The 22,387-nt window shown below is 62.0% G+C and carries 20 protein-coding genes; 11 read left to right on the forward strand and 9 right to left on the reverse strand.

Translation table 11 applies throughout. The features are described 5' to 3' along the window. Positions 1-157: 157 nt before the first annotated feature. The 4 genes from AC1RBR_RS14785 to AC1RBR_RS14800 all read left to right on the forward strand — a co-directional run bounded on the left by AC1RBR_RS14785 (position 158) and on the right by AC1RBR_RS14800 (position 5,241). The gene (locus tag AC1RBR_RS14785) at positions 158-1,876 is read left to right on the forward strand and encodes a hydrogenase maturation protein (protein ID WP_492565195.1); all 1,719 of its coding nucleotides are present in this window, start codon (positions 158-160) and stop codon (positions 1,874-1,876) included. Between the two features lie 176 nt (positions 1,877-2,052). After that, on the forward strand, positions 2,053-2,916 hold the full coding sequence (locus tag AC1RBR_RS14790; RefSeq protein ID WP_095136762.1) for a LysR family transcriptional regulator: 864 nt from the start codon (positions 2,053-2,055) through the stop codon (positions 2,914-2,916). Between the two features lie 112 nt (positions 2,917-3,028). Next, positions 3,029-4,174 carry a sterol desaturase/SRPBCC family protein gene (locus tag AC1RBR_RS14795; protein WP_492565197.1) on the forward strand — a complete coding sequence of 382 codons (1,146 nt, stop codon included), beginning with the start codon at positions 3,029-3,031 and terminating at the stop codon, positions 4,172-4,174. Next, complete coding sequence (locus AC1RBR_RS14800; protein WP_481394835.1) at positions 4,171-5,241, forward strand: SMP-30/gluconolactonase/LRE family protein; 1,071 nt, start codon at positions 4,171-4,173, stop codon at positions 5,239-5,241. The genes AC1RBR_RS14795 and AC1RBR_RS14800 overlap by 4 nt, the downstream gene beginning before the upstream one ends. Before the next feature lie 107 nt (positions 5,242-5,348). Here the strand turns inward: AC1RBR_RS14800 and AC1RBR_RS14805 are convergent, their stop codons facing one another. Together AC1RBR_RS14805 and AC1RBR_RS14810 are read right to left on the reverse strand one after the other, a co-directional pair. Continuing rightward, positions 5,349-5,513: a hypothetical protein gene (locus AC1RBR_RS14805; protein WP_166495921.1), complete on the reverse strand. Its 165-nt coding sequence runs from the start codon at positions 5,511-5,513 to the stop codon at positions 5,349-5,351. A 109-nt stretch (positions 5,514-5,622) separates the two neighbouring features. Continuing rightward, complete coding sequence (locus AC1RBR_RS14810; RefSeq protein ID WP_042559423.1) at positions 5,623-5,865, reverse strand: DUF465 domain-containing protein; 243 nt, start codon at positions 5,863-5,865, stop codon at positions 5,623-5,625. A gap of 203 nt (positions 5,866-6,068) precedes the next feature. Here AC1RBR_RS14810 and AC1RBR_RS14815 point away from each other — a divergent pair, with 203 nt between their 5' ends. Further along, positions 6,069-6,590, forward strand: coding sequence for a DUF4142 domain-containing protein (locus AC1RBR_RS14815; RefSeq protein ID WP_027613685.1), 522 nt, complete (start codon positions 6,069-6,071; stop codon positions 6,588-6,590). Between the two features lie 62 nt (positions 6,591-6,652). Here the strand turns inward: AC1RBR_RS14815 and AC1RBR_RS14820 are convergent, their stop codons facing one another. Next, positions 6,653-6,922 (reverse strand): hypothetical protein, encoded by a 270-nt coding sequence (locus AC1RBR_RS14820; RefSeq protein WP_097087252.1) that lies wholly within the window; start codon positions 6,920-6,922, stop codon positions 6,653-6,655. Between the two features lie 250 nt (positions 6,923-7,172). Between AC1RBR_RS14820 and AC1RBR_RS14825 the strand changes: the two genes are divergently transcribed. Genes AC1RBR_RS14825 through AC1RBR_RS14850 form a run of 6 tightly spaced genes read left to right on the forward strand, consistent with a single transcriptional unit; the run spans position 7,173 to position 12,600 of the window. Then, positions 7,173-8,024, forward strand: coding sequence for an STAS domain-containing protein (locus tag AC1RBR_RS14825; protein ID WP_095136271.1), 852 nt, complete (start codon positions 7,173-7,175; stop codon positions 8,022-8,024). A 4-nt stretch (positions 8,025-8,028) separates the two neighbouring features. Continuing rightward, positions 8,029-8,391, forward strand: coding sequence for an STAS domain-containing protein (locus AC1RBR_RS14830; protein WP_095136273.1), 363 nt, complete (start codon positions 8,029-8,031; stop codon positions 8,389-8,391). Further along, positions 8,388-8,792, forward strand: a complete 405-nt coding sequence (locus tag AC1RBR_RS14835; protein ID WP_003225570.1) for an anti-sigma regulatory factor — start codon at positions 8,388-8,390, stop codon at positions 8,790-8,792. Before AC1RBR_RS14830 ends, AC1RBR_RS14835 begins: the two co-directional genes overlap by 4 nt. After that, entirely contained in the window at positions 8,789-9,799 is a 1,011-nt protein-coding gene (locus tag AC1RBR_RS14840) for an ATP-binding protein (protein WP_492567243.1), read from the forward strand. Before AC1RBR_RS14835 ends, AC1RBR_RS14840 begins: the two co-directional genes overlap by 4 nt. Next, positions 9,792-10,667: a sensor histidine kinase gene (locus tag AC1RBR_RS14845; protein WP_115984864.1), complete on the forward strand. Its 876-nt coding sequence runs from the start codon at positions 9,792-9,794 to the stop codon at positions 10,665-10,667. Before AC1RBR_RS14840 ends, AC1RBR_RS14845 begins: the two co-directional genes overlap by 8 nt. Continuing rightward, positions 10,657-12,600 (forward strand): response regulator, encoded by a 1,944-nt coding sequence (locus tag AC1RBR_RS14850; protein WP_492565202.1) that lies wholly within the window; start codon positions 10,657-10,659, stop codon positions 12,598-12,600. The genes AC1RBR_RS14845 and AC1RBR_RS14850 overlap by 11 nt, the downstream gene beginning before the upstream one ends. Positions 12,601-14,329: 1,729 nt before the next feature. Here the strand turns inward: AC1RBR_RS14850 and AC1RBR_RS14855 are convergent. From AC1RBR_RS14855 to AC1RBR_RS14880, 6 genes are all read right to left on the reverse strand, one after another. Further along, a complete protein-coding gene (locus tag AC1RBR_RS14855; protein ID WP_492565204.1) occupies positions 14,330-16,963 on the reverse strand; it encodes an excinuclease ABC subunit UvrA in 2,634 nt (877 codons plus the stop codon). 192 nt (positions 16,964-17,155) lie between these two features. Further along, positions 17,156-19,267 carry an ATP-binding protein gene (locus AC1RBR_RS14860; RefSeq protein WP_492565206.1) on the reverse strand — a complete coding sequence of 704 codons (2,112 nt, stop codon included), beginning with the start codon at positions 19,265-19,267 and terminating at the stop codon, positions 17,156-17,158. 135 nt (positions 19,268-19,402) lie between these two features. Then, entirely contained in the window at positions 19,403-20,092 is a 690-nt protein-coding gene (locus AC1RBR_RS14865) for a GntR family transcriptional regulator (RefSeq protein WP_027613675.1), read from the reverse strand. Between the two features lie 293 nt (positions 20,093-20,385). Beyond that, a complete protein-coding gene (locus AC1RBR_RS14870) occupies positions 20,386-21,045 on the reverse strand; it encodes a DUF799 domain-containing protein (RefSeq protein WP_095136285.1) in 660 nt (219 codons plus the stop codon). Next, positions 21,042-21,410, reverse strand: coding sequence for a DUF4810 domain-containing protein (locus AC1RBR_RS14875; protein WP_003225593.1), 369 nt, complete (start codon positions 21,408-21,410; stop codon positions 21,042-21,044). The genes AC1RBR_RS14870 and AC1RBR_RS14875 overlap by 4 nt, the downstream gene beginning before the upstream one ends. 28 nt (positions 21,411-21,438) lie before the next feature. Then, positions 21,439-22,125 (reverse strand): CsgG/HfaB family protein, encoded by a 687-nt coding sequence (locus tag AC1RBR_RS14880; protein ID WP_177439976.1) that lies wholly within the window; start codon positions 22,123-22,125, stop codon positions 21,439-21,441. Positions 22,126-22,387 lie beyond the last annotated feature (262 nt).

The following is a 22,387-nucleotide window of genomic DNA, read 5'->3' on the forward strand; positions in this document are numbered from 1 at the left end:
TTGAGAATAAGACGTTCCGTCGCCGCAGAAATATTGACTGACACAACGTTGACCCGGATCAGTTGCCAGCGCGCAACCACTCTCTAATCTGCGCGCTTCATCGAAAGCCAAGGACGGCTCACCGGAGCCCGCGGCTATCCCTTCAAGGAAGAAAACCATGCGATCACTGAAGATTATTCTGCTGTCCTCGGCCTTCAATGGCCTGACTCAACGTGCCTGGCTCGAACTGCGTCAGGCCGGGCACTCGCCCAGCGTCGTGGTGTTCACCGACGAAGCGTCGGTGTGCGAACAGATCGAACACAGCGGCGCCGATCTGGTGATCTGCCCGTTCCTCAAAGACCGCGTGCCGCAGGCGCTGTGGAGCAATGTGCGGCGCCCGGTGGTGATCATCCACCCGGGCATCGTCGGCGATCGTGGCGCCAGCGCGCTGGACTGGGCGATCACCAACGAACTCACACGCTGGGGCGTGACCGCGCTGCAAGCGGTGGAAGAAATGGACGCCGGCCCGGTCTGGGCCACCTGCGAATTCAATCTGCCGTCGGGCTTGCGCAAGTCCGAGCTGTACAACGGTCGGGTCAGCGATGCGGCGATTCGCTGCATTCGCGAAGTGGTCGAGAAATTCATCGACGGCGTGCAACCGGTGCCACTGGATTACACCGACCCAAAAGTCCGGGGTCGCTTGCAGCCAAACATGAAGCAGGACGACCGCACCTTCAGCTGGCACGACTGCTCGCGCTTCATCAAACGCTGCATCGACGCCGCGGACGGCCAGCCCGGGGTCTTGGCGAGTCTGGCCGGCGGGCAGTATTACGTGTACGACGCGCACCTTGATCAGCGCACCGGCATTCCCGGCAAAATCCTCGCGGTGCATGACGACGCGGTGCTGGTCGCCACTGGCGATCACAGCCTGTGGATCGGCTCGTTGCGACGCAAACCACTGCCCGGCGAAGAGACCTTCAAGCAACCGGCGCGGCATGTGCTGGCCGGGCAACTGGCAGGCGTGCCGATCCTCGACTGGTCGATCGCCAGCGAGCCGTTCAACGACGAGGCGTATCAGCCGATCCGCTACCGTGAATCCGGGCATGTCGGGGAGCTGACGTTCGAGTTCTACAACGGTGCGATGAGCACCGAACAGTGTCAGCGCATGGTCGAAGCGCTGCGCTGGGCCAAGTCTCGGGACACTCGGGTGCTGTTGATCAAGGGCGGGCGCGGCAGCTTTTCCAACGGCGTGCACCTGAACGTGATCCAGGCCGCGTCGGATCCGGGCGCTGAAGCCTGGGCAAATATTCAGGCGATCGACGATGTCTGCGCCGAACTGCTCAGCGCGCGGCAACTGGTGGTCAGCGGCGTGACCGGCAATGCCGGGGCCGGCGGCGTGATGCTGGCGCTGGCCGCCGACATCGTGTTTGCCCGCGCCGACATCGTGCTCAATCCGCACTACAAGAGCATGGGCCTGTATGGCTCGGAATACTGGACCTACAGCCTGCCGCGCGCCGTCGGCCCGGCGATGGCCGAGCAACTGACCCAGGCCTGTCTGCCGGTCAGCGCGACGCAAGCGCTGCAACTGAGCATGATCCAGGAAATCGGCCCGCGCTGCCCGGATGAGTTTTCGCTGTGGTTGCTGCAACGAGCCAATGCGGCACTGAGCGACCCGACCTACGCCGCCGTGCGCGAGCGCAAGTTGCGCGTGGATCAGGTGCTGATCGAGCAATGCCGGGAAAACGAACTGCAGGAAATGCAGGAGGACATGCTCTACAACCGCAACCAGTTTGCCGAGAAGTGCAGCCACTTCGTCTACAAACGCAAGGCCTGCGGCACGCCGGCGCGATTGGTCGAGGAATGGGCGCGGGTGCGCAAGGTTGAGTTGGCGGGGTGATTTTGTGGTGATCGGCGGACCTCTTCGCGAGCAAGCCCGCTCCCACAGGGTTCTGTGTCGTTCACAAAATCCATGGCCACCGCAGAACCTTGTAGGAGTGAGCCTGCTCGCGATGAACGATGACGCGGTGGCGAGCCGGCACTTACAATGCCCGCACCTCAGACACCGGCCCGCCCATGGACATCGACCTCGCCCGCACCTTTCTGGAAATCGTTCGCCACGGCAGCCTCGCTGCGGCGGCGCAGAAGCTGTTCGTCACGCAAACGGCGATCACCGCCCGGGTGCAGAAACTCGAAAGTCAGCTGGGCAGTACCCTGTTCGTGCGCAACCGCGCCGGGGCGAAACTGACCGCCAATGGTGAGGCTTTCGTGGTCTACGCCAATCAACTGGTGCAGACATGGGAAGCCGCGCGCCGCGACCTGCCGCTGCTGGACGGCTATCACAACGTGCTGCACATCGGCGGCGAAGTCAGCCTGTGCAACCCGTTGATGCTCAGCTGGGCCGCCGAACTGCGCGAGAAAATTCCCGGCCACGCCCTGCGCATGGAAATCCGCGACGGCGAAAACCTGCTGCGCCAACTCGAACTCGGCGTGCTCGATGCCGCGCTGGTCTATCAGCCGGAATACTGGCCGGGCCTGCAGGTCGAGCAGGTGCTGGAAGAAAAACTGATTCTGGTGCGCGCGCCGAACCGCCCGGATCCCTACGTCTACATCGACTGGGGGCCGGATTTCCGTCGCCAGCACGACGCTGCCCTGCCGGAAAAGGCCAAAGCTGCGCTGAGTTTCAACCTCGGCCCGTTGGCCCTGCAATACATCCTCGAACATGGTGGCAGCGGCTACTTCCGTACCCGCGTGGTGCGCAGCTATCTGGAAACCGGCGCCCTGGAAGCAGTGACCAAGGCCCCGGAATTCGGCTATCCAACCTATCTGGTGTATGCCCGCGAGCGCGACTCGGCGACGCTGCAACAGGCGTTCGATCTGCTGCGCCAGGTCATCGCCACCGATGACGACTGGTCGCAGCGCTGGAACCCGTTGAGCTGAGTCGGCCGCTTTACACCGGAGCATGGCGCAACTGACCTCAAGGTGCGGCCTGCACAAACGGCCGGATCGGCTAATCTGCCGGGTATAACAACAATACCCACAGGTGAACGCAGTGAGGCAGACCACCGAGGCATTTCGCAGCCGCTACCGCGCGGCGATTCATCCGTTGTACAACCCGTGGCTGCACGGCGCCTTCGTGCTGCTGTTCGGCGTGCTGGCAATCGGCGCCTTCTGGAGCAGCGCGCATCAGGTGCAGCCGCTGGAATGGCTGAGCGTGCCGCTGACCCTGCTGCTGTTCAACTTTGGCGTGTACATGGTTCATCGCCATCTCGGTCACCACAAACAGACGTTCGCCAAGCTGTTCTATGCCCGACATGCCGGTGACCATCACAGCTTTTTCACCCCCGGCCACATGACTTACGACGGCGCCCGCGACTGGCGGGTGATTCTGTTTCCGGCTTGGCTGATTGTCGTGCATACGCTGGTTTTCACCCTGCCGCTGTGGTGGCTGCTCGCGCAGTTCAACACCAATGTCGCCGGGCTGTTCGGCGGCTGCATGGTCTTGGGTTATCTGGCCTACGAGGTGTTTCACGCCTGCGAGCATTTGCCACCGCACAACCTGCTGACCCGCCTGCCGTGGATCCGCCAGATGCGTCATCTGCACGAACTGCATCACCGCCGCGAGTGCATGCAGGAGCGTAATTTCAATATCGTTTTCCCGCTGATGGATTACCTGTTCGGCACCCTGTACTGGGAGCCGCAACCCGCCCCGTTGCGCTATTCGAGATCGCCCATGACCCGCATGCAGCACCAGATCGATATCGCCGGCGAACCGATCGCCGTGCTCCGCTACGCCGCCAGCGTCAACCACTGGCCCGAGTGGCACCCGTCGTCGCTGAAAATCGACGGCCCGCAAGGCCCGCTGCATGCCGGCGCGCGTTTCGAAGAAGACATTCATGCCGGCGGGCGCGCCGGCCATTTGCGCTGGGAGGTCACCGAGTATCTGCCCGGTCGCCGCTGGTGCGCCCGGGCGCGGGGCGATCATGGCCTGTCGCTGCTGCTGACCTACGAGTGCGCGGCGCAAGGTGACGGCACGCGGTTCGTGCGCACTCTGGATTACCGGTTCGAGGGGCTGGGCATGCGCCTGGCCAATCTGCTGCTGCTCAAGCGCCGCATCGAACGTGAATCGGCAACCTCGATGCAGACCCTGCGCGACATGGCGCTCAGGCACCTTACGCTGACGGGGCACCTTTCATGAAGCGCCTGCTGTTATTGCTGGTGATCCTCGTCATCGCGTTTGTGCTGCTGATGCCGACCAAGGTGCAGCCGGTGGCGTGGAAACCGCCAGCGGCTCCGTCACTGAACGAAGGGGTTTACGCAGAAAACCAGCGGCTCAAGGGCGTCGAACAGGTTGGCCCGAGCGACATCGACGGCCCCGAAGCACTGCTGCTGGAGGGCGATTACCTGATCACTGGTCTGCATGACGGGCGCCTGATCCGCACCAGCCTCGATGGCAAAACGCGCAAAGTGCTGAGTGACACTGGCGGCCGGCCGCTGGGCCTGGCACGGCATCCCAACGGTTTGCTGGTGATTGCCGACGGGGTCAAGGGTTTGCTCTCGCTCGATGCCCAGGGTCAGTTGATTCCGCTGACCACCGAGGCCAATGGCCTGCCCTTCGGTTTCACTGATGATGTGGCGATCGACAAGTCCGGGCACTACGCCTATTTCAGCGATGCCAGCAGCCGCTGGGGTTACGGGCATGACGGTGAGGCGATCATCGAGCACGCTGGCGACGGGCGTCTGTTGCGTTATGACTTCCAGACCGGCAAGACCAGCGTGCTGCTGGACAAACTGCAGTTTGCCAACGGCGTGACCCTCGGCCCGGATGACGCCTATGTGCTGGTCAATGAAACCGGCGCCTATCGCATCAGCCGTTACTGGCTGACGGGGCCCAAGGCCGGCACCCATGATCTGTTCATCGAAAACCTGCCCGGCCTGCCGGACAACCTCGCGTTCAACGGCAGCAATCGCTTCTGGGTCGCGCTCTACGCGCCGCGCAGTGCCTTGCTCGACGGCACCGCCGGGCATCCGCTGCTGCGCAAGATGATCGTGCGCGCGCTGATGGTGCTGCCGAAACCGGTGGAGAAACGCGGATTTGTCCTGGGGCTGGACCTTGAGGGCAAGGTGATCGCAAATTTGCAGGACGCCAGCAGCGGCAATTACTCACCCATCACCACGGCGCGGGAGTATGGGGACTGGTTGTATCTGGGGTCGCTGAAGGCTACGCACATGGCGCGGTTGCCGTTGGCGGATGCGTTGAAGTGAGCCTGCTGGTTTTGTGTTAGATCAACTGACGTCATCGCGAGCAGGCTCACTCCTACAGTTGACCGCATTCCAACTGTAGGAGTGAGCCTGCTCGCGATAGCGGTCTGTCAGTTACCGGATCGATCGAACTTGTCCGGATCTTCGTCTTCAGGAAGATCTTCGTCCGGCTCTTCAGGAAAAGTGGTGGTGTGTGCCGGGCTGTTGGGCTCAGGGTGCGTGGGAACCGGGTCGAAACCGCCCTGCTCTTCACTGGGGAATCTGGGTGTGTTCATGTGGCACCTCGCAGAGAGTCGCTGAATGAAGACTCTGAACTTTCGAGGTGCCGAGGGTGGTTGTCGTTCCAATCAATCCGCAACCGTGGGTCGGCGGATCATCCGGGGATCAGGACGGCGCCTGCAAATGGCTGACTATTTCGTCCTTGACCTTCAGACGCTTCTCTTTGAGTTTTTTCAGTGCGTCGTCGCTGGGGGCGTCCGAGGTGGCCGTTTCGGCCTTGACCACGTCGGCGTCAGCCTGGGAATACTTGTTGATCAGTGAATCCAGTCGTGGATCCTGGGTGCGTTTTTGCTGGATCTCTTCCTTCGTGCAGCTCAAGTCCTGAAACAGGTCATGGGGAACCGGCATGGAACACCTCCGTCAGTTGATCGGCAGCCGACGCGACCGATGCGTTAGCCCGTATCAGAATGGCCTTGGTTGAGGGGTTCTGTCGACCACCTGTCAGACCAGCGGTGGCCGTTCGTCGCCCTTTCGGAAACACGATCAAACCTTTTCCCTCTCCGATCCCTCCATTGCATAACGTCAACAAAAACCTGTGTGGAGATACATCAATGGACGGATTCAACCTGCGTCATCTCGTTCTGGCTGTCGCTCTGAGCAGCGGCATGGGCAGTGCCTTCGCCGCCACTTCGAACGACTTCGTCGACAACGCCGCTGCCGGTGGCATCGCCGAGATCGAGACCAGCCGCCTCGCCCTGGAAAAAAGTCAGTCGGCCGACATCAAGGCGTTCGCCAACATGATGATCACCGACCACAGCAAGGCCAACGATGAGCTGGCCAGCATTGCCAAGGCCAATGACATCGAAGTGCCTGACACCACCACCCTGGTCAAACAGGCCAAGGAAAAGATCCTCGACATGCGCGATGAATCCTTCGACGCGGCCTACGCCAACAACCAGGTCAAGGCCCACGAAGAAACCATCGAACTGTTCAAGAAAGAAGCCAACACCGTCACCGACGACAAGACCAAAGGCGCTACCGAGCTGAAAGCCTTTGCGCAGAAAATGCTGCCGGCGCTGGAAAAACACCTGACCGCGGCCAAAGAGCTGCAAGCCAAACACCCGAGCAAGTAACCCGGGCGCTGTACAGCAAAAGGCCGCATTGATTAATGCGGCCTTTTGTCGTTTCAGCGCGATCAACCGCCGTCAGTATCGATGTCGGCATCGGTTTCTTCACCGGGCTTCGGGCGATCAGGCTCAGGTTCGAAACCGGGGCTGAACTCGTTGTCGTTGTCGGTGTGTTTGTTCTTCTGGTCCACCGCAGGGTCAGCGCTCTGGACCTGTTCGCTCTCGCCCTTCGGCGGGATTGGCGGGCTCTGCCCCGGCACTTGCGGATCGATCGCCGGGTCGTTGCGATTGATCGGTTCGGCGTCCGGTTTCTGCTGTTGTTGCGATTGCTCGTTCATAGCCACCTCGTTTTTCAATACTGGCGCGACTCAAACCCGCCGGCCTTGTATATTCGAAGCCACTACAGTGCCAACGTTCAAAACATCGCTGGTTTCAGGGGCGCCGACTAGAGTTACCGGGGCATTCATTGCGCCGGATCAAAAATATCCCTGAGCAACCGAACAACTATTTTGAACGGCAAAGGTCACTGACTTCGCACCGGTCACTTTTTACAGAACCGGCCCCAATACGCTACGGAGCAACAGGCACATGGCAGCACTGCAGAACAGCACATTCGATGCGATGAAAAACAAACAACCCCAACTGCTGAGCGAATGGATCAATGGCCTGGAAGCCAGCGGCGCCACCCGCAATCTCAAAGACCATGACCTGCAACAACAGACCAGCGAATTCCTGCAACTGGTGATCAATGGCCTGCAGGATGACAACGGCACCAACATCAATGCGCCAGGTTGGGAAGCCACCCGCCAGTTCCTCGAAAAGCTCTCCCACAGCCGCGCCCAGCTCGGTCAGGACTCACAACAGACCGCCAGTTTCATCTTCGCCCTGAAGGGCCCGCTGTTTGCCCTGCTGCAAGCGCACTACAAAGAACAGCCAGCGCTGCTCGCCGAACAACTCTGGGAAATTTCCGAACTGTTCGACGCCTTCGGCATGCACACCATCCGCACCTTCCAGAAGTCCCGTGAAGCGGTGATCAAACGCCAACAGGAAGAACTGCTGGAGCTCTCCACGCCGGTGGTCAAGCTGTGGGATGGCGTCCTGGCGCTGCCGATGATCGGCACCCTCGACTCGCAACGTACTCAGGTGGTGATGGAGTCCTTGCTGCAACGCATCGTCGACACCGGTTCGGAAATCGCCATCATCGACATCACCGGCGTACCAACCGTCGACACCCTGGTCGCCCAGCATCTGCTGAAAACCGTGACCGCGATTCGCCTGATGGGCGCCGACTGCATCATCAGCGGCGTGCGTCCGCAAATCGCTCAGACCATCGTCCACCTGGGCCTCGACCTGCAGGGCGTGGTGACCAAGGCCAATCTGGCCGACGCGCTGAAGCTTGCCCTCACCCGCCTGGGCATCAGCCTCGGCAAAGCGGTCTGAGCCGATGGAACGTATCCCGATTCTCCAAATGGGCAAGTTTCTGCTGGTCACCATTCAGGTCGACATGCATGACCAACTCGCCCTCACGTTGCAGGACGACTTGTCCGAGCGCATCAGCAACACTTCGGCTCGCGGTGTGCTGATCGACATCTCGGCGCTGGACATGGTCGACTCGTTCATTGGCCGGATGATCAGCACCATCTCCGGGCTGTCGAAAATCATGGACGCCGAAACCATGCTGGTCGGCATGCAGCCGGCCGTGGCGATCACCCTGGTCGAACTCGGCCTGACCCTGCCCGGCGTCAGCACCGCACTCAACGTCGAGCGCGGGATGAAACTGCTGCAGGAACGAGTAGACCGGCAATGACCGTACGCAGCAGCGGTACTCAACCCATCCATATCGAGCAGGATGTCGTACTCGCACGCCAGACCGCCCGTAAGCTGGCCACCGAATGCGGGATGCGCCTTATCGACCTGACCAAAATGGTCACGGCGGTCAGCGAACTGGCCCGCAACACCATGGTGTACGGTGGCGGCGGCGACATGGACTGGCAAATTCTCGATGAAGATCACAAGGTCGGTCTGCGCTTGACGTTCCGCGACGAAGGCCCCGGTATTGCCGATATCAAGCTGGCGATGACCGACGGCTGGACCTCCGGCAGCGGCATGGGCCTGGGCCTGACCGGCGCCAAACGGCTGGTCGAAGAGTTCGAACTGGACACTGAGCCGGGCAAGGGCACGCGAATAACGATCACCCGATGGACATGAATATCGCAGGGTCGCTGACCCAGGTGCTGCTGATCGAAGACAGCAGCCAGATCGGCCACGCCCGGCGCACCGCGCAACGGCTCGCCGAGCAACACGGTTTTGATGCAACCGATGCCGGGCGGGTAGCGCTGGTCGCCACCGAACTGGCCAGCAACGTGCTCAAGCACGCCAGCCGCGGCGAGCTTCATCTGCGGTTGTTGCCGCGCCCAGGCGGGTTCGGCATCGAAATGCTCGCGGTCGATCGCGCACAGGGCTTTGACCTCGACGCCTGCCTGACCGATGGCTTTTCCACCGGCGGCACCCAGGGTATCGGCCTGGGTGCCGTGGCGCGTCAGACCGAAGTCTTCGACGTGCACGCCGACGCCCGTGGCGCGGTGCTGCTGGCGCGTCTGTATCCGCGCGGCGACCGGCAGCCCGACTTGCGCTACGGCGTCAGCCAGCACTCGCTGCACAACGACCCGGCGTGCGGCGACACCTGGCACCTGGCGTACAACGGCGCCAACGTCAGTGCGCTGGTGATCGACGGCCTCGGCCACGGTGAGGATGCCGAACGCGCGGCCAAGGCCGGCGAACGGGTGTTCGCCAAAACCCCGTTCGCCAGCCCGGTGCTGCTGATGGAGGATATGCACCGCGACATGATCGGCAGCCGTGGCGGCGCCGCCGCGTTCGCCCAGTTCAATGCCGCCCGCGATGGCCTGACCTTTACTGGCGTGGGCAACATCGGCGCCAGCCTGATCACCGCCGACAAGTCGCGGGGCCTGGCCTCGCATCCGGGCATCGTCGGCGGCCAATACCGGAAAGCCCAGCCTTTTGACTATGCTCACGTGAACGGACATCTATTGATCATGTACAGCGACGGCCTGCAGTCCCGTTGGAATCTTCAAGACTACCCCGGTCTGGTGCACCGCCATCCCGCCGTGATAGCCAGCGTCCTGCACCGTGACTTCTGTCGCGGGCGCGACGATGTAACCGTGCTGGTCGTTGCCCTGGAGGCCGCCCATGGCTGAGTCGCCAAGCCTGAACCCGGCCGAACAGGCCGCGCTGATCGCCCAGTTGCAGAGCGAGACCGCGGCCCTGCGCGAAGAACTCGACGAAACCAACCAGGGCGTGCTGGCGCTCTACGCCGAGCTCGACACCCAGGCCGAACAACTGCGCCAGGCCTCGGATCTGAAAAGCCGTTTCCTGTCGTACATGAGCCATGAGTTCCGCACGCCGCTGGGTTCGATCCTGAGCATCAACAGCTTGCTCGCCGACGAGCTCGACGGCCCGCTCAGCCCCGAGCAGCACAAGCAGGTGGCGTTCGTCAGCAGCGCCGCCCGCGAACTGAGCGACATGGTCGATGACTTGCTCGATCTGGCGAAAATCGAAGCCGGGCGGATCAGTATTTCTCCGGCGTGGTTCGACATGTTCGACCTGTTCTCTGCCCTGCGCGGGATGTTCCGGCCGATCGTCGATGCCTCGGCAGTGGATCTGATTTTCGAAGAGCCGGTCGGCCTGCCACGGCTGTACACCGACGACAAGAAACTCGCGCAGATCCTGCGCAATTTCATTTCCAACTCGCTGAAGTTCACCACCCGTGGTGAAGTGCGGGTCTCGGCGCGTCTGGAAGGCTCGGACAAAGTACGTTTTGCCGTCAGCGACACCGGGATCGGTATCGCGCCGGAGCTGCACGGTGCATTGTTCGAGGACTTCTCCCAGGTCGACTCGCCGTTGCAGAAACGCCTGCGCGGCACCGGCCTCGGCTTGTCGCTGTGCAAGCGCTTCGCCGCCCTGCTCGGCGGCGAGGTCGGGATGGACAGCAAGCCGGGGGTCGGATCGACCTTTTTCGTGATCATTCCACTGGCGCTCGCCCTGGAGAATGTCGATGAAACGTGACATCCGTCTGTTGATCGTCGACGACAACGTCGCCACCCGCTACGCCTTGCGCCGGCGCCTGGAGCGCCATGGCTACGAGGTGCTGGAGGCCGGCACCGGCAGCGAGGGCCTGGCGCTGATCGCGAGCAAGGTACTTGATGCACTGATCCTCGACGTCAACCTGCCGGACATGAGTGGCTTCGACATCGTGCGGATCCTGCGCGCCGATGCACACACCGCGCTGCTGCCGGTGATCCATGTGTCCGCCGCGTCGATCCAGACCGGCGACATCATCACCGGCCTGGATGCCGGGGCGGATGCCTACCTGATTCACCCGGTTGACCCGGACGTATTGCTGGCAACCCTGCGCACCTTGCTGCGAGTGCGTGATACCGAAAACGCGCTGCGCGAGAGCGAGGCCCGGTTCCGCGAGATTTTCGTCAATGTCTCGGCGCCGATTGCCGTGCTTGATGCCAACCTGAAAGTGCATGAATGCAACCACGCCTTCACGCAGATGATTCAGGACAACCGCAACCCGGAAACGCTCAGCGAGTGCTTCGACCAAGACCAGGGCGCGATCCTCAACGAGTTGCGCCTGCGGCTGGTCGATGGCGAGCGCTGGAAAGGCACGTTGAACATGCGCGTACAGGGCGAGGTTCGCGAAACCGAGTGGCAGATTTCGCCATATCGCACGCCGCAGCTGAGCCTGGTATTCGTCGAAGACGTCACCGAGCATCGCCACCGCGAGCGCTCGCACCTGGCACAGCTGGACGACACCACCACCCAACTGGCCAAGGAAGTTGCCGAGCGGGTGCGCGCCGAATCGCAGTTGCTGCAAGTGCAGAAGATGGACGCACTGGGCAAGCTCACCGGAGGCATCGCCCACGACTTCAACAATCTGCTGACCGGGATCATCACCAGCCTCGAACTGATCCAGAAACGCATGGCCGATGCGCGTCCGGACAAGGTGCAGTTCTACGCCGAAGCCGCACTGAATTCGGCGATGAGTGCGGCGTCCCTCACTCATCGTCTGCTGGCCTTCGCCCGCCAACAGCCGCTGGATACACGGCCGGTGGACATCAATGAGCAGGTGCGCTCGCTGGAAGAACTGCTGATGCGCACCATCGGCGAACGCATCACCCTCAAACTTGAGCTGACCAACAAACCGGCGATTGCTCTGGTCGACCCGGTGCAGTTGGAAAGCGCTGTGCTGAATCTGGTCATCAATGCCCGGGATGCGCTACCCAGGGGTGGCAATATCTGGGTCAACACCTATGCCGCGTATTCCCATGGCGACCCGAATCTGGCCGATGGTGCGTATGTCGCGCTGTCGGTGCGCGATGACGGCACCGGTATCGAGCACAGTGTGATCGACAAGGTGTTCGACCCGTTCTTCACCACCAAACCGCTGGGCCAGGGTACCGGTCTGGGGTTGTCGACGATCTACGGTTTCGCCCGCCAGTCCGGTGGCGATGCGCACATCCGCAGCGTGGCACGGCGTGGCACCGAAGTGACCATAATGCTGCCGGCGACGAACGACCCGACCGGCGCCGACATCCCGGCACCGAAGGTGGATCCGCAGGGCGCCGGTGAGCATGTCCTGATTGTCGAGGACATGCCGGCAGTGCGCATGTTCGTCACCGAAGTGCTGGAAGACGCGGGTTACCGTTGCACGCAGGCGGCGGATATCGAAACCGCGCTGGAGCGCTTGCAGAATGATCCGACGATCGACCTGCTGCTGAGCGACGTCGGTCTGCCGCGCATGAGCGGCCGGGAACTGGCGGATGTAGCGCGCGGCTGGCGTGAAAGCCTGCCGATCCTGTTCATGACCGGTTATGCCGAGACCGCGATCAATCGCCAGGTGTTCCTGGGCAGCGGCATGGAAATGCTGGTCAAGCCGTTCCAGATCAGCGAACTGCTGGACAAGGTCCGCCGCACGCTTGATGGCGCCTGACCCGTCGCTTTCGCGAGCAAGCCCGCTCCCACCCTGGATCGGTGTTGATCACCAGCCTTGTGCACTCCGCAAAATCTGTGGGAGCCGGGCTTGCCCGCGAAGGCGTCGGAACATTCAGCATCTCTATTGCCTGACACACCGCTTTCGCGAGCAAGCCCGCTCCCACACGGGATTGGTGGTGATCACCAGCCTTGTACACCCTGCAAAACCTGTGGGAGCCGGGCTTGCCCGCGAAGGCGTCGGTATAGCCAGCATCTCTATTGCCTGACACACCGCTTTCGCGAGCAAGCTCGCTCCCACACTGGGTCTGTGTTGATCACAAGCTCTGTACACACCGCAAAACCTGTGGGAGCCGGGCTTGCCCGCGAAGGCGTCGGAACATTCAGCATCTCTATTGCCTGACACACCGCTTTCGCGAGCAAGCCCGCTCCCACCCTGGATCGGTGTTGATCACCAGCCTTATGCACTCCGCAAAATCTGTGGGAGCCGGGCTTGCCCGCGAAGGCGTCGGAACATTCAGCATCTCTATTGCCTGACACACCGCTTTCGCGAGCAAGCCCGCTCCCACACGGGATTGGTGGTGATCACCAGCCTTGTACACCCTGCAAAACCTGTGGGAGCCGGGCTTGCCCGCGAAGGCGTCGGTATAGCCAGCATCTCTATTGCCTGACACACCGCTTTCGCGAGCAAGCTCGCTCCCACACTGGGTCTGTGTTGATCACAAGCTCTGTACACACCGCAAAACCTGTGGGAGCCGGGCTTGCCCGCGAAGGCGTCGGAACATTCAGCATCTCTATTGCCTGACACACCGCTTTCGCGAGCAAGCCCGCTCCCACCCTGGATCGGTGTTGATCACCAGCCTTATGCACTCCGCAAAATCTGTGGGAGCCGGGCTTGCCCGCGAAGGCGTCGGAACATTCAGCATCTCTATTGCCTGACACACCGCTTTCGCGAGCAAGCCCGCTCCCACACGGGATTGGTGGTGATCACCAGCCTTGTACACCCTGCAAAACCTGTGGGAGCCGGGCTTGCCCGCGAAGGCGTCGGTATAGCCAGCATCTCTATTGCCTGACACACCGCTTTCGCGAGCAAGCTCGCTCCCACACTGGGTCTGTGTTGATCACAAGCTCTGTACACACCGCAAAACCTGTGGGAGCCGGGCTTGCCCGCGAAGGCGTCGGAACATTCAGCATCTCTATTGCCTGACACACCGCTTTCGCGAGCAAGCCCGCTCCCACCCTGGATCGGTGTTGATCACCAGCCTTATGCACTCCGCAAAATCTGTGGGAGCCGGGCTTGCCCGCGAAGGCGTCGGAACATTCAGCATCTCTATTGCCTGACACACCGCTTTCGCGAGCAAGCCCGCTCCCACACGGGATTGGTGGTGATCACCAGCCTTGTACACCCTGCAAAACCTGTGGGAGCCGGGCTTGCCCGCGAAGGCGTCGGTGTAGCCAGCATCTCTATTGCCTGATACACCGCTTTCGCGAGCAAGCCCGCTCCCACACTGGGTCTGTGTTGATCACAAGCTCTGTACACCCCGCAAAACCTGTGGGAGCCGGGCTTGCCCGCGAAGGCGTCGGAACATTCAGCATCTCATTGCCTGACATACCGCTTTCGCTGGCAAGCCAGCTCCCACACTGGGGCTGTGTTGATCACCAGCCTTGTGCACTGCGCAAAACCTGTGGGAGCTAGCCTGCTGGCGATGGGGCCAGTGGGATCGCCGTGGTCATCGGCTCAAGGCCCGGGCCAGAAACGGTGCGGTTCGGCTCTTCTTGCTCGCGGCGACTTTCTGCGGCGTGCCGGCGGCGACGATTTTGCCGCCCTGATCACCAGCCCCCGGGCCGATGTCGATCACCCAGTCACTTTGCGCCACCACGCGCATTTCATGCTCGACGACGATCACTGTGTGCCCTGCCGTGACCAGGTTGTCCAGTTGCTCCAACAACCGATCGACGTCCCGCGGATGCAGTCCGGTGGTCGGTTCGTCCAACACATAAAGGGTCGCGCCGCGCTGATTGCGCTGCAGCTCAGTGGCCAGTTTGATCCGTTGTGCTTCACCACCGGACAACTCCGTGGCCGGTTGCCCAAGCCGCAGATAACCGAGGCCAATGTCACGCAGCACCTCCAGCGAACGGCGAATCCCCGGCTGTTCGCCGAACACCTCAACCGCCTCATCCACCGTCAGTTGCAGCACCTGGGCAATGCTCAAGCCCTGCCACTGAATCGCCAAGGTCTGCGGGTTGTAGCGCGCGCCGTGACAGGTCGGGCACGGCGCATACACGCTCGGCATGAACAGCAACTCGACACTGACAAAACCTTCACCCTCGCAGGTCGGGCAACGGCCCTTGGCGACGTTGAAGGAAAACTGCCCGGCGTCATACCCCGCCGCCCGTGCTTCAGGCGTGGCGGCGAACAGTTTGCGCACGTTGTCGAACAAACCGGTGTAGGTCGCCAGATTGGAGCGCGGCGTGCGGCCGATGGGTTTCTGATCGACCTGCACCAGGCGCTTGATCGACTCCAGCCCCGCAGTCACCTGACCGCTGCTGGCCTGCGGCGCATCGTCTTCGAGGCTGAGTTCTTCCGGCTCGTTCTCAATCAGCGGCCGCCCGAGTTGCGCGCCGACCAGCTCCAGCAATGCCTGACTGACCAGACTCGACTTGCCCGAGCCGGACACCCCGGTGACCGAGGTGAAGCAGCCCAAGGGAAATTCAGCGCTGAGGTTGTGCAGGTTGTTGCGGCTGATGCCATCGAGTTTCAGCCATCCGCTCGGTTTGCGCGCGGTGCGGGTCTGCCGCTGGCTCTCGGCAAACAGATAGGCGCGGGTCTGCGATTCGTCGATCTCGGCCAACCCGGCCGGCGGGCCGCTGTACAACACCCGGCCACCCTTCTCGCCCGCCGCCGGACCGACGTCGATCAGCCAGTCGGCGCGGCGCATGGTTTCCAGATCGTGCTCGACCACAAACAGCGTATTGCCGTCAGCCTTCAGCCGCTGCAAGGCTTCGAACAACGCCTCGCCATCGGCCGGATGCAGACCGGCGGACGGTTCGTCGAGCACGTAGATCACGCCGAACAGTTGCGAGCCCAATTGCGTCGCCAGGCGCAGGCGCTGCAACTCGCCGGACGACAGTGTCGGCGTGCTGCGCTCCAGCGCCAGATAACCGAGGCCCAGATCGGTCAGGGTGCTGACCCGCTCCAGCAAGTCCTCGGCGATCCGCTGCGCTGCCAGGCGTTTTTCCAGCGACAGGTTTGGCGTGTGGCGCACGTCCGGCGCACTGGCGTGGCCGCTGGCACCCTGCGCGACGCGTTGCTGACGGGCCTCGCGGGTTTGCGCATGGCTCAGGGTTTCGCCGCTTTCTTCGGCCTGCTGCAAATAGGTCGCCGCTGCCACGGGTTTCAATACTTCGGCCACTTGCAGCAACGGCATCTGCGACAGTTCACCGATGTCGTAACCGGCAAAGGTCACCGATAGCGCTTCACGCTTGAGGCGTTTGCCGTCGCATAACGGACATGGGCTGCCGAGCATGAACTGCGAAACGCGCTTTTTCATCAGCGCACTTTGCGAATGAGTGAAGGTGTGCAGGATGTAACGGCGGGCGCCGGTGAAGGTGCCCTGATAACTCGGCTCCATCTTGCGCTTGAGAGCGACCCGGGTTTCCTCCGGGGTCAGCCCGGCGTACACCGGCACGGTCGGGGTTTCTTCGGTGAACAGAATCCAGTCACGCTGCTTTTTCGGCAGTTTCTTCCAGGGAATATCGACGTCGATGCCCATGGTCACGAGGATGTCGCGCAGGTTCTGCCCCTGCCACGCCAGCGGCCAGGAGGCCACGGCGCGTTGGCGGATGGTCAGATTCGGATCGGGCACCATCAGCGCCTCGGTCACCTCGTAGACCCGGCCCAGACCGTGGCACTCCGGGCACGCGCCTTGGGGGGTGTTCGGCGAGAAATCCTCGGCGTAGAGCATCGGCTGCCCCGGCGGATAACTGCCGGCGCGGGAATAAAGCATGCGGATCAGGCTCGACAAGGTGGTCACGCTGCCCACCGACGACCGCGTGCTCGGCGTACCACGCTGCTGTTGCAGGGCCACGGCGGGCGGCAGGCCTTCGATGGAATCGACGTCCGGCACCCCGACCTGATCGATCAACCGCCGCGCATACGGCGCCACCGACTCGAAATAACGCCGCTGGGCTTCAGCGTACAACGTTGAAAACGCCAGCGACGACTTGCCCGAACCCGATACTCCAGTGAACACCACCAGCGCATCGCGGGGGATGTCGACGTCGACATTCTTCAGATTGTGTTCACGGGCGCCACGCACCCGAACCATGCCGGCGGGTGCTTTGGAATTACGCTTGGAAGTCATTGGCGAGCCTTGATCGGAAAATGTGAGTCGAGCACAAAACCTGTGGCGAGGGAGCTTGCTCCCGCTGGGCTGCGAAGCGGCCCCAAATCCAGACGAATCAACCCGGCAGATAAACCGCGGTTTCCGGGTTTACGACTGCTGCGCAGCCGAGGGAGCAAGCTCCCTCGCCACAGGCAATCGGGAATTAGCCAGCTAGGCACTGAGCACCGAGCGAATCATCTGCAACAACGCCTCCGGGCCATACGGCTTGCCGAGCAAATGCGTGTCCGGACTCAACTGGTGGTTGCGCGAGATGATGTCGCGGGTGTGGCCGGAGGTGAACAGCACCGCCACCGGTGGTGTCTGCACCTTGGCCCAGGCTGCCAGATCGGAGCTCTTGATCAGCCCCGGCATCACCACGTCGGTGAAAATCAGATCCACGTCGATCCCTTCCAGCAGCATCTGCATCGCCACGTCGCCATTGCTGGCGGTCAGCACGCGGTAGCCTTCTTCGCGCAGCAACTCCACGGCCGAAGCGCGCACCGCGTCGTTATCCTCGACCACCAGAATGGTCTCGTGACCGCCGCCCTGTTGCGGGTCGACGTTCGGCGTCTCATCGAGAACCGGACGCAGGCTGCGCGGAAAATACAGTTGCACCCGCGTGCCTTCGCCCACGGCGCTGTCGATCTCGACGTGACCACCACTTTGTTTGACGAAGCCGAACACCATGCTCAGACCGAGCCCGGTGCCCTGGCCATCGGCTTTGGTGGTGAAGAACGGTTCGAACACCTGCTCGAGCATTTGCGGCGCAATGCCGACGCCGGTATCGCTGACCATCACCCGCACGAAATCGCCGGCAACGATGCCTTTGCCGGTGCAAAAGTTGCTGTCCAGCCGGGTATTGAGGGCGCTGAGGACGATCGTACCCTCGCCTTTCATCGCATCGCGGGCGTTGATCGCCAGATTGAGAATGGCGTTTTCCAGTTGATTGCGGTCGACGTTGATGTGCCACGGCTCTTGCGGCAATTGCACGTCGATCTGAATGGTTTCGCCCAACGCGCGCTGCAGCAATTCGCCGACGCCGTCGAAGATCTGCCGCGGATCGCATACCGCCGGTGACAACGGCTGGCGCCGGGCAAAAGCGAGCAGTTGCGACGACAGCTTGGCGCCGCGCTCGACCGCTGCCAGCGAGGCGCTGACCCGGCGTTGCACGTTGGCATTGTCCGGCTCATGCCGCGCCAGCAAATGCAGGTTGCCGGCGATCACTTGCAGCAGGTTGTTGAAGTCGTGGGCCACGCCGCCGGTCAGTCCGCCGATGGCTTCAAGCTTCTGCGACTGGCGCAATTGCTCTTCCGCCGCCAGCCGGGCATCCACTTCGTTGGCCACCCGCTGCTCCAGGTTGCGCGTGAATTTGAGTAGGGACTCTTCGGCAATCTTGCGTTCATGGATGTCGATCAACACCCCGGGGAAACGAAACGGCGCGCCGTGTTCGTCGAACTCGCAAGCGCCACTGGCGAGCACCCACAGGTAGCTGCCGTCCGCCCGCCGCACGCGGTATTCGGCGTTGTACGGCTCGCCGGTCTGCAGCGAGTGACTGACCCGGTCATGCACCCACGCCAGGTCGTCCGGGTGGATCCGCGACTCATTGACGGATTGCGGCAGGTTGCTCAGGTCCTGATCCGGCGGGTAGCAAAAGGTCCGGGCGAAACGCTCGTCGGCCGACAGTACATTGTTCTTCACGTCCCAGACAAACGAGCCAAGCAAGGCCCCGGCATTCAGCGCCAGACGCACCCGTTCGTTGTCGGCTCGATAGGCATCTTCTGCCGCCTGACGCAGGCGCTCGGAGCGCACTAACTCGGTGGTCTCGACCACCATCGCCATCACGCCGGAAGGCACGCCGTCATCGTTGGCCACCGGGCTGTAATACAGATCCATCCAGACATCTTCGGGCACGCCATCGCGCAACAGCACCAGTTCCTTGTTGCGGTAGGACAAGGTGCCGCCCGCCAGACAGGTGTCGACCACGTGCCGGTTGAACTCGGCGACTTCCGGCCACCCCAGTTCCACCGGTGCGCCCAGCAGATACGGGTGGCGACCACCGGCAAACTGCGAGTAGGCGTCGTTGTAGATCATGTACCCGGCGTGGCCCCAGAGCATGACCATCGGCAAGGGCGAGGCCAGCATCAATTGCACGGTGCTGCACAGACTGGCAGGCCAGGTGTCGAGCGGGCCGAGTTCGGTGAGGCGCCAGTCGAACGCGCAAATGCGTTCGGCCATTTCGCCTTTCCAGCCGTCACAACCGTGGCTATCGGATAAAAACTGCATCGATTGACTCGGTGTCCTGTGGTGTTTGCCCGATGTATCGCAACGCTGAACGAACGCGGCGCCCCTGTGTTTCGAGCGCCGCCGACCGCATTGGTTTCATTGAAGGTATAGCCGATTTCTCGCTGCGGCCCGGGTTCAGACCCCGATCAGGTGTTTGAGCGGATGGTAGCCAGTTTTCATCTTCGCGGCGACGTCGAGAATCGCCTTCTCGATGCCGTTCAAATGGGTGCAGGTCAGTTCGATGGCGGCGCTCTGGTCGCCCGCCTCGATGTATTCGATCAGGCGCAGATGTTCGTTGTCACGGCAGGCTTCATGGCTGTCGTCATCGAGTGCGGCGACATACAGCGAGGCGCGGGAAATCAGCTTCTGGAACCAGTCGAGCAGCACCGGGTTGTTGAGGCTGCGCGCCAGTTTGAGGTGGAACTCGCCGAGCAGGTAAATCAATTGCTCGTGGTCGCCCGCCGCGTGGGCTGCGTCCTCCAGTAGCAGGTGCTCGCGCAGAACCTGCATGGCGGCGGTGTCCTTGCGCCGACAGAGTTCGGTGACCATGCCGATTTCGATCAGCCGCCGGGTTTCGAACAGCGAGCGGATCTCTTCGTTGCTCGGCAACGACACCGATGCACCTTTATTCGGCTCGGTGGTGACCAGCCCCTCGGCTTCCAGTTGCTTGAGCGCGGCGCGTACCGACGTGCGGCTGACATTGAACAGTTCGGCCAGCGACGCTTCACCCAGCTTCATCCCCGGACGCAGCGAACGCTTGCTGATCGCCTGGTAAACCCCTTGGTAGACGCGGTCGACCGTGGTTTCCAGTTTCTTCTCGGTCATTCGAACACTCCTTTAGCCTCGGGCAAACACGGTGTTGCAGCGTTATTCGCCGTTTGCGCAGATAAGTGTGGCGCAGGATATCGCCTTCGGCGTCGAGATGCAGGGGATGCGGGGATTTTTTCGAGGGTGGGGAGGAGCGGTTTTGGCCGCTGCCAAATAACACTGATCAACACATTTCCCTGGTAGGAGTGAGCCTGCTCGCGATAGCGGTGTGTCAGTCACGTTGATGTTGTCTGACACACCGCTATCGCGAGCAGGCTCACTCCTACAAAGGTTTTTGTGTCGTACCTAAATCAGTCAGTACCGTATTTCGGCGAACGCGGGCCGTACAACAGGCCGGCGTGCTGACCGGCCGACAACAGGCGATTGCTCGCCACGCCAGCAATCGGGAAACCGGCATCGGTCGAACTGTTGATCACCTGCTTCACCGCCGCCGTGATCAGCATGCCGACCAGGCCGCCACCGCTGTTGTTGCCGCCCTCTTCGCTCGACGCCCGGGCCGAACCGGTCCACAGCGTGGTGCCGGATTTCAGATCGACCAGTTTGGCGGTGGCCGTCACTGCAGTTTCGCTGCTGATCACCATGTAACGCGTACCGTACTCGGTCACGGTGATGTACAGCGCAGCGTCGGCGCCGAAGATTTCCTTGAGCTTGTTGGCCGGTGCCTGATGAATGTCATCCGGGGTGGTCAGGCCGTTCTGACGGAAGGTTTCGTCCACCAGGGTGATCGGCAGCACGTAATAACCGGCCTCGGCCAGAGGGAACGTCACCTGCGACAACAGGCTGTACGACGCTTTCACGTCGGGTGAGGTGTTCAGCGGTGGCAGCACCAGAATGGTCTTCGGCCGCGCCTGCTTGTACGCCGAATAATCCACGGTCTTCGGCGCGACGCAGCCACCGAGTACGGTCAAGGCCAAACCGGCGGCCAGCAGTTTCAGGGTACGCGAGATCATTTGGCGTCTCCGGTCTTGGCGTTTTTAAGCAGAAAATCCATGTACGGGCCGGACTCGGGGAACAGCGCTTTCTCGGTGCGGAACTGCTGCACCATCTGATCGTCCTTGCCCATGCTCAGGTACAGCAGACCCAGGTGCGCGTGGTAACCCGGCGGCACCGCCTTGCCGGTGGAGCGGATCTTCTGCAGGTCGCGCTCCAGCACTTCGGCCTGAGCTTCCTTCGGCTCTTCGCCTTTGAAGTATTCGTAGACCTGCGGTTGGTAGTCTTCCCACTGGTACAGGGTTTTCGGGCTGCTGCAACCGGCCAGCAAGGCGCTGGCGGCCAGCGTCAGGGCCAGCAGCGACCGCGACAAAGTCAGATTCATGGGTGTTGCTCCTTGCAATGAATAGCGATCAGTTACCCGGTTTCCAGGCACCGGCGTTCATGCCATCGACCAGACGATTGATCGCCTCGCGCATGGCCAGATCGAGGACTTTGCCGTTGAGGGTGGAGTCGTACGCAGCAGTGCCGCCGAAGCCGATGATTTCGCGGTTGGACAAGGCGTATTCGCCGGCGCCCTGGGTCGAATACACCACTTCGGAGGTGCTGATGTTGACGATGTTCAGGTTGACCTTGGCGTAGGCGACCTGAGTCTTGCCACGGCCGAGAATGCCGAACAGCTGGTGGTCGCCGGTTTCTTTGCGGCCGAACTCGGTGACGTCACCGGTGACCACGTAATCGGCGCCCTTGAGGCGCTGGGCCTGGCCCTTGATCGCCGCTTCCTGCTGGATCTCGCCCATGTTGTCGCGATCCAGTACCGAGAAACGGTTGGTCTGCTGCAAGTGCGTGATCAGGATGGTCTTGGCCTGGCCGCCGAGACGATCGACGCCATCGGAGAAGATCCCGCGCATGTAGCTGGAGCGGTTATCGAACTTGCCCACCGCCATCGGTACGCGCGCGCCGGTCCAGACTTGCGTGGCGCTCTCGACCTTGGCCACCGGCAGTGCGCGGGAGCTTTCGGTGGCGCACCCGGCAAGGGAGCTGGCGAGGGTGCCGAGCACGGCAATCGCAACGCCTGAGACCAACATCCGGGAGATCATTCTCACTGTGCATTCCTTCTGAAAAAAACGGTGTGTCCCGGCACGGCTACGCGGTGGGGAGCGGAAAAGGGGCGGCATTATGACAAAGTGCCACCATTGGTGACAGAGATTTTTGACGCCAATCAATTGGCTTGTTTGGACACACAAAAATCTCCCCTGTGGGAGCGGGCTTGCTCCGGGCGGCGTTCCGACGAAAGCGGTGTGTCAGCCACTTATTTGCCAACTGACACACCGTCTTCGCGAGCAAGCCCGCTCCCACAGG

The sequence above is a fragment of the Pseudomonas sp. GW823-FHT01D03 genome (genome assembly GCF_058798255.1).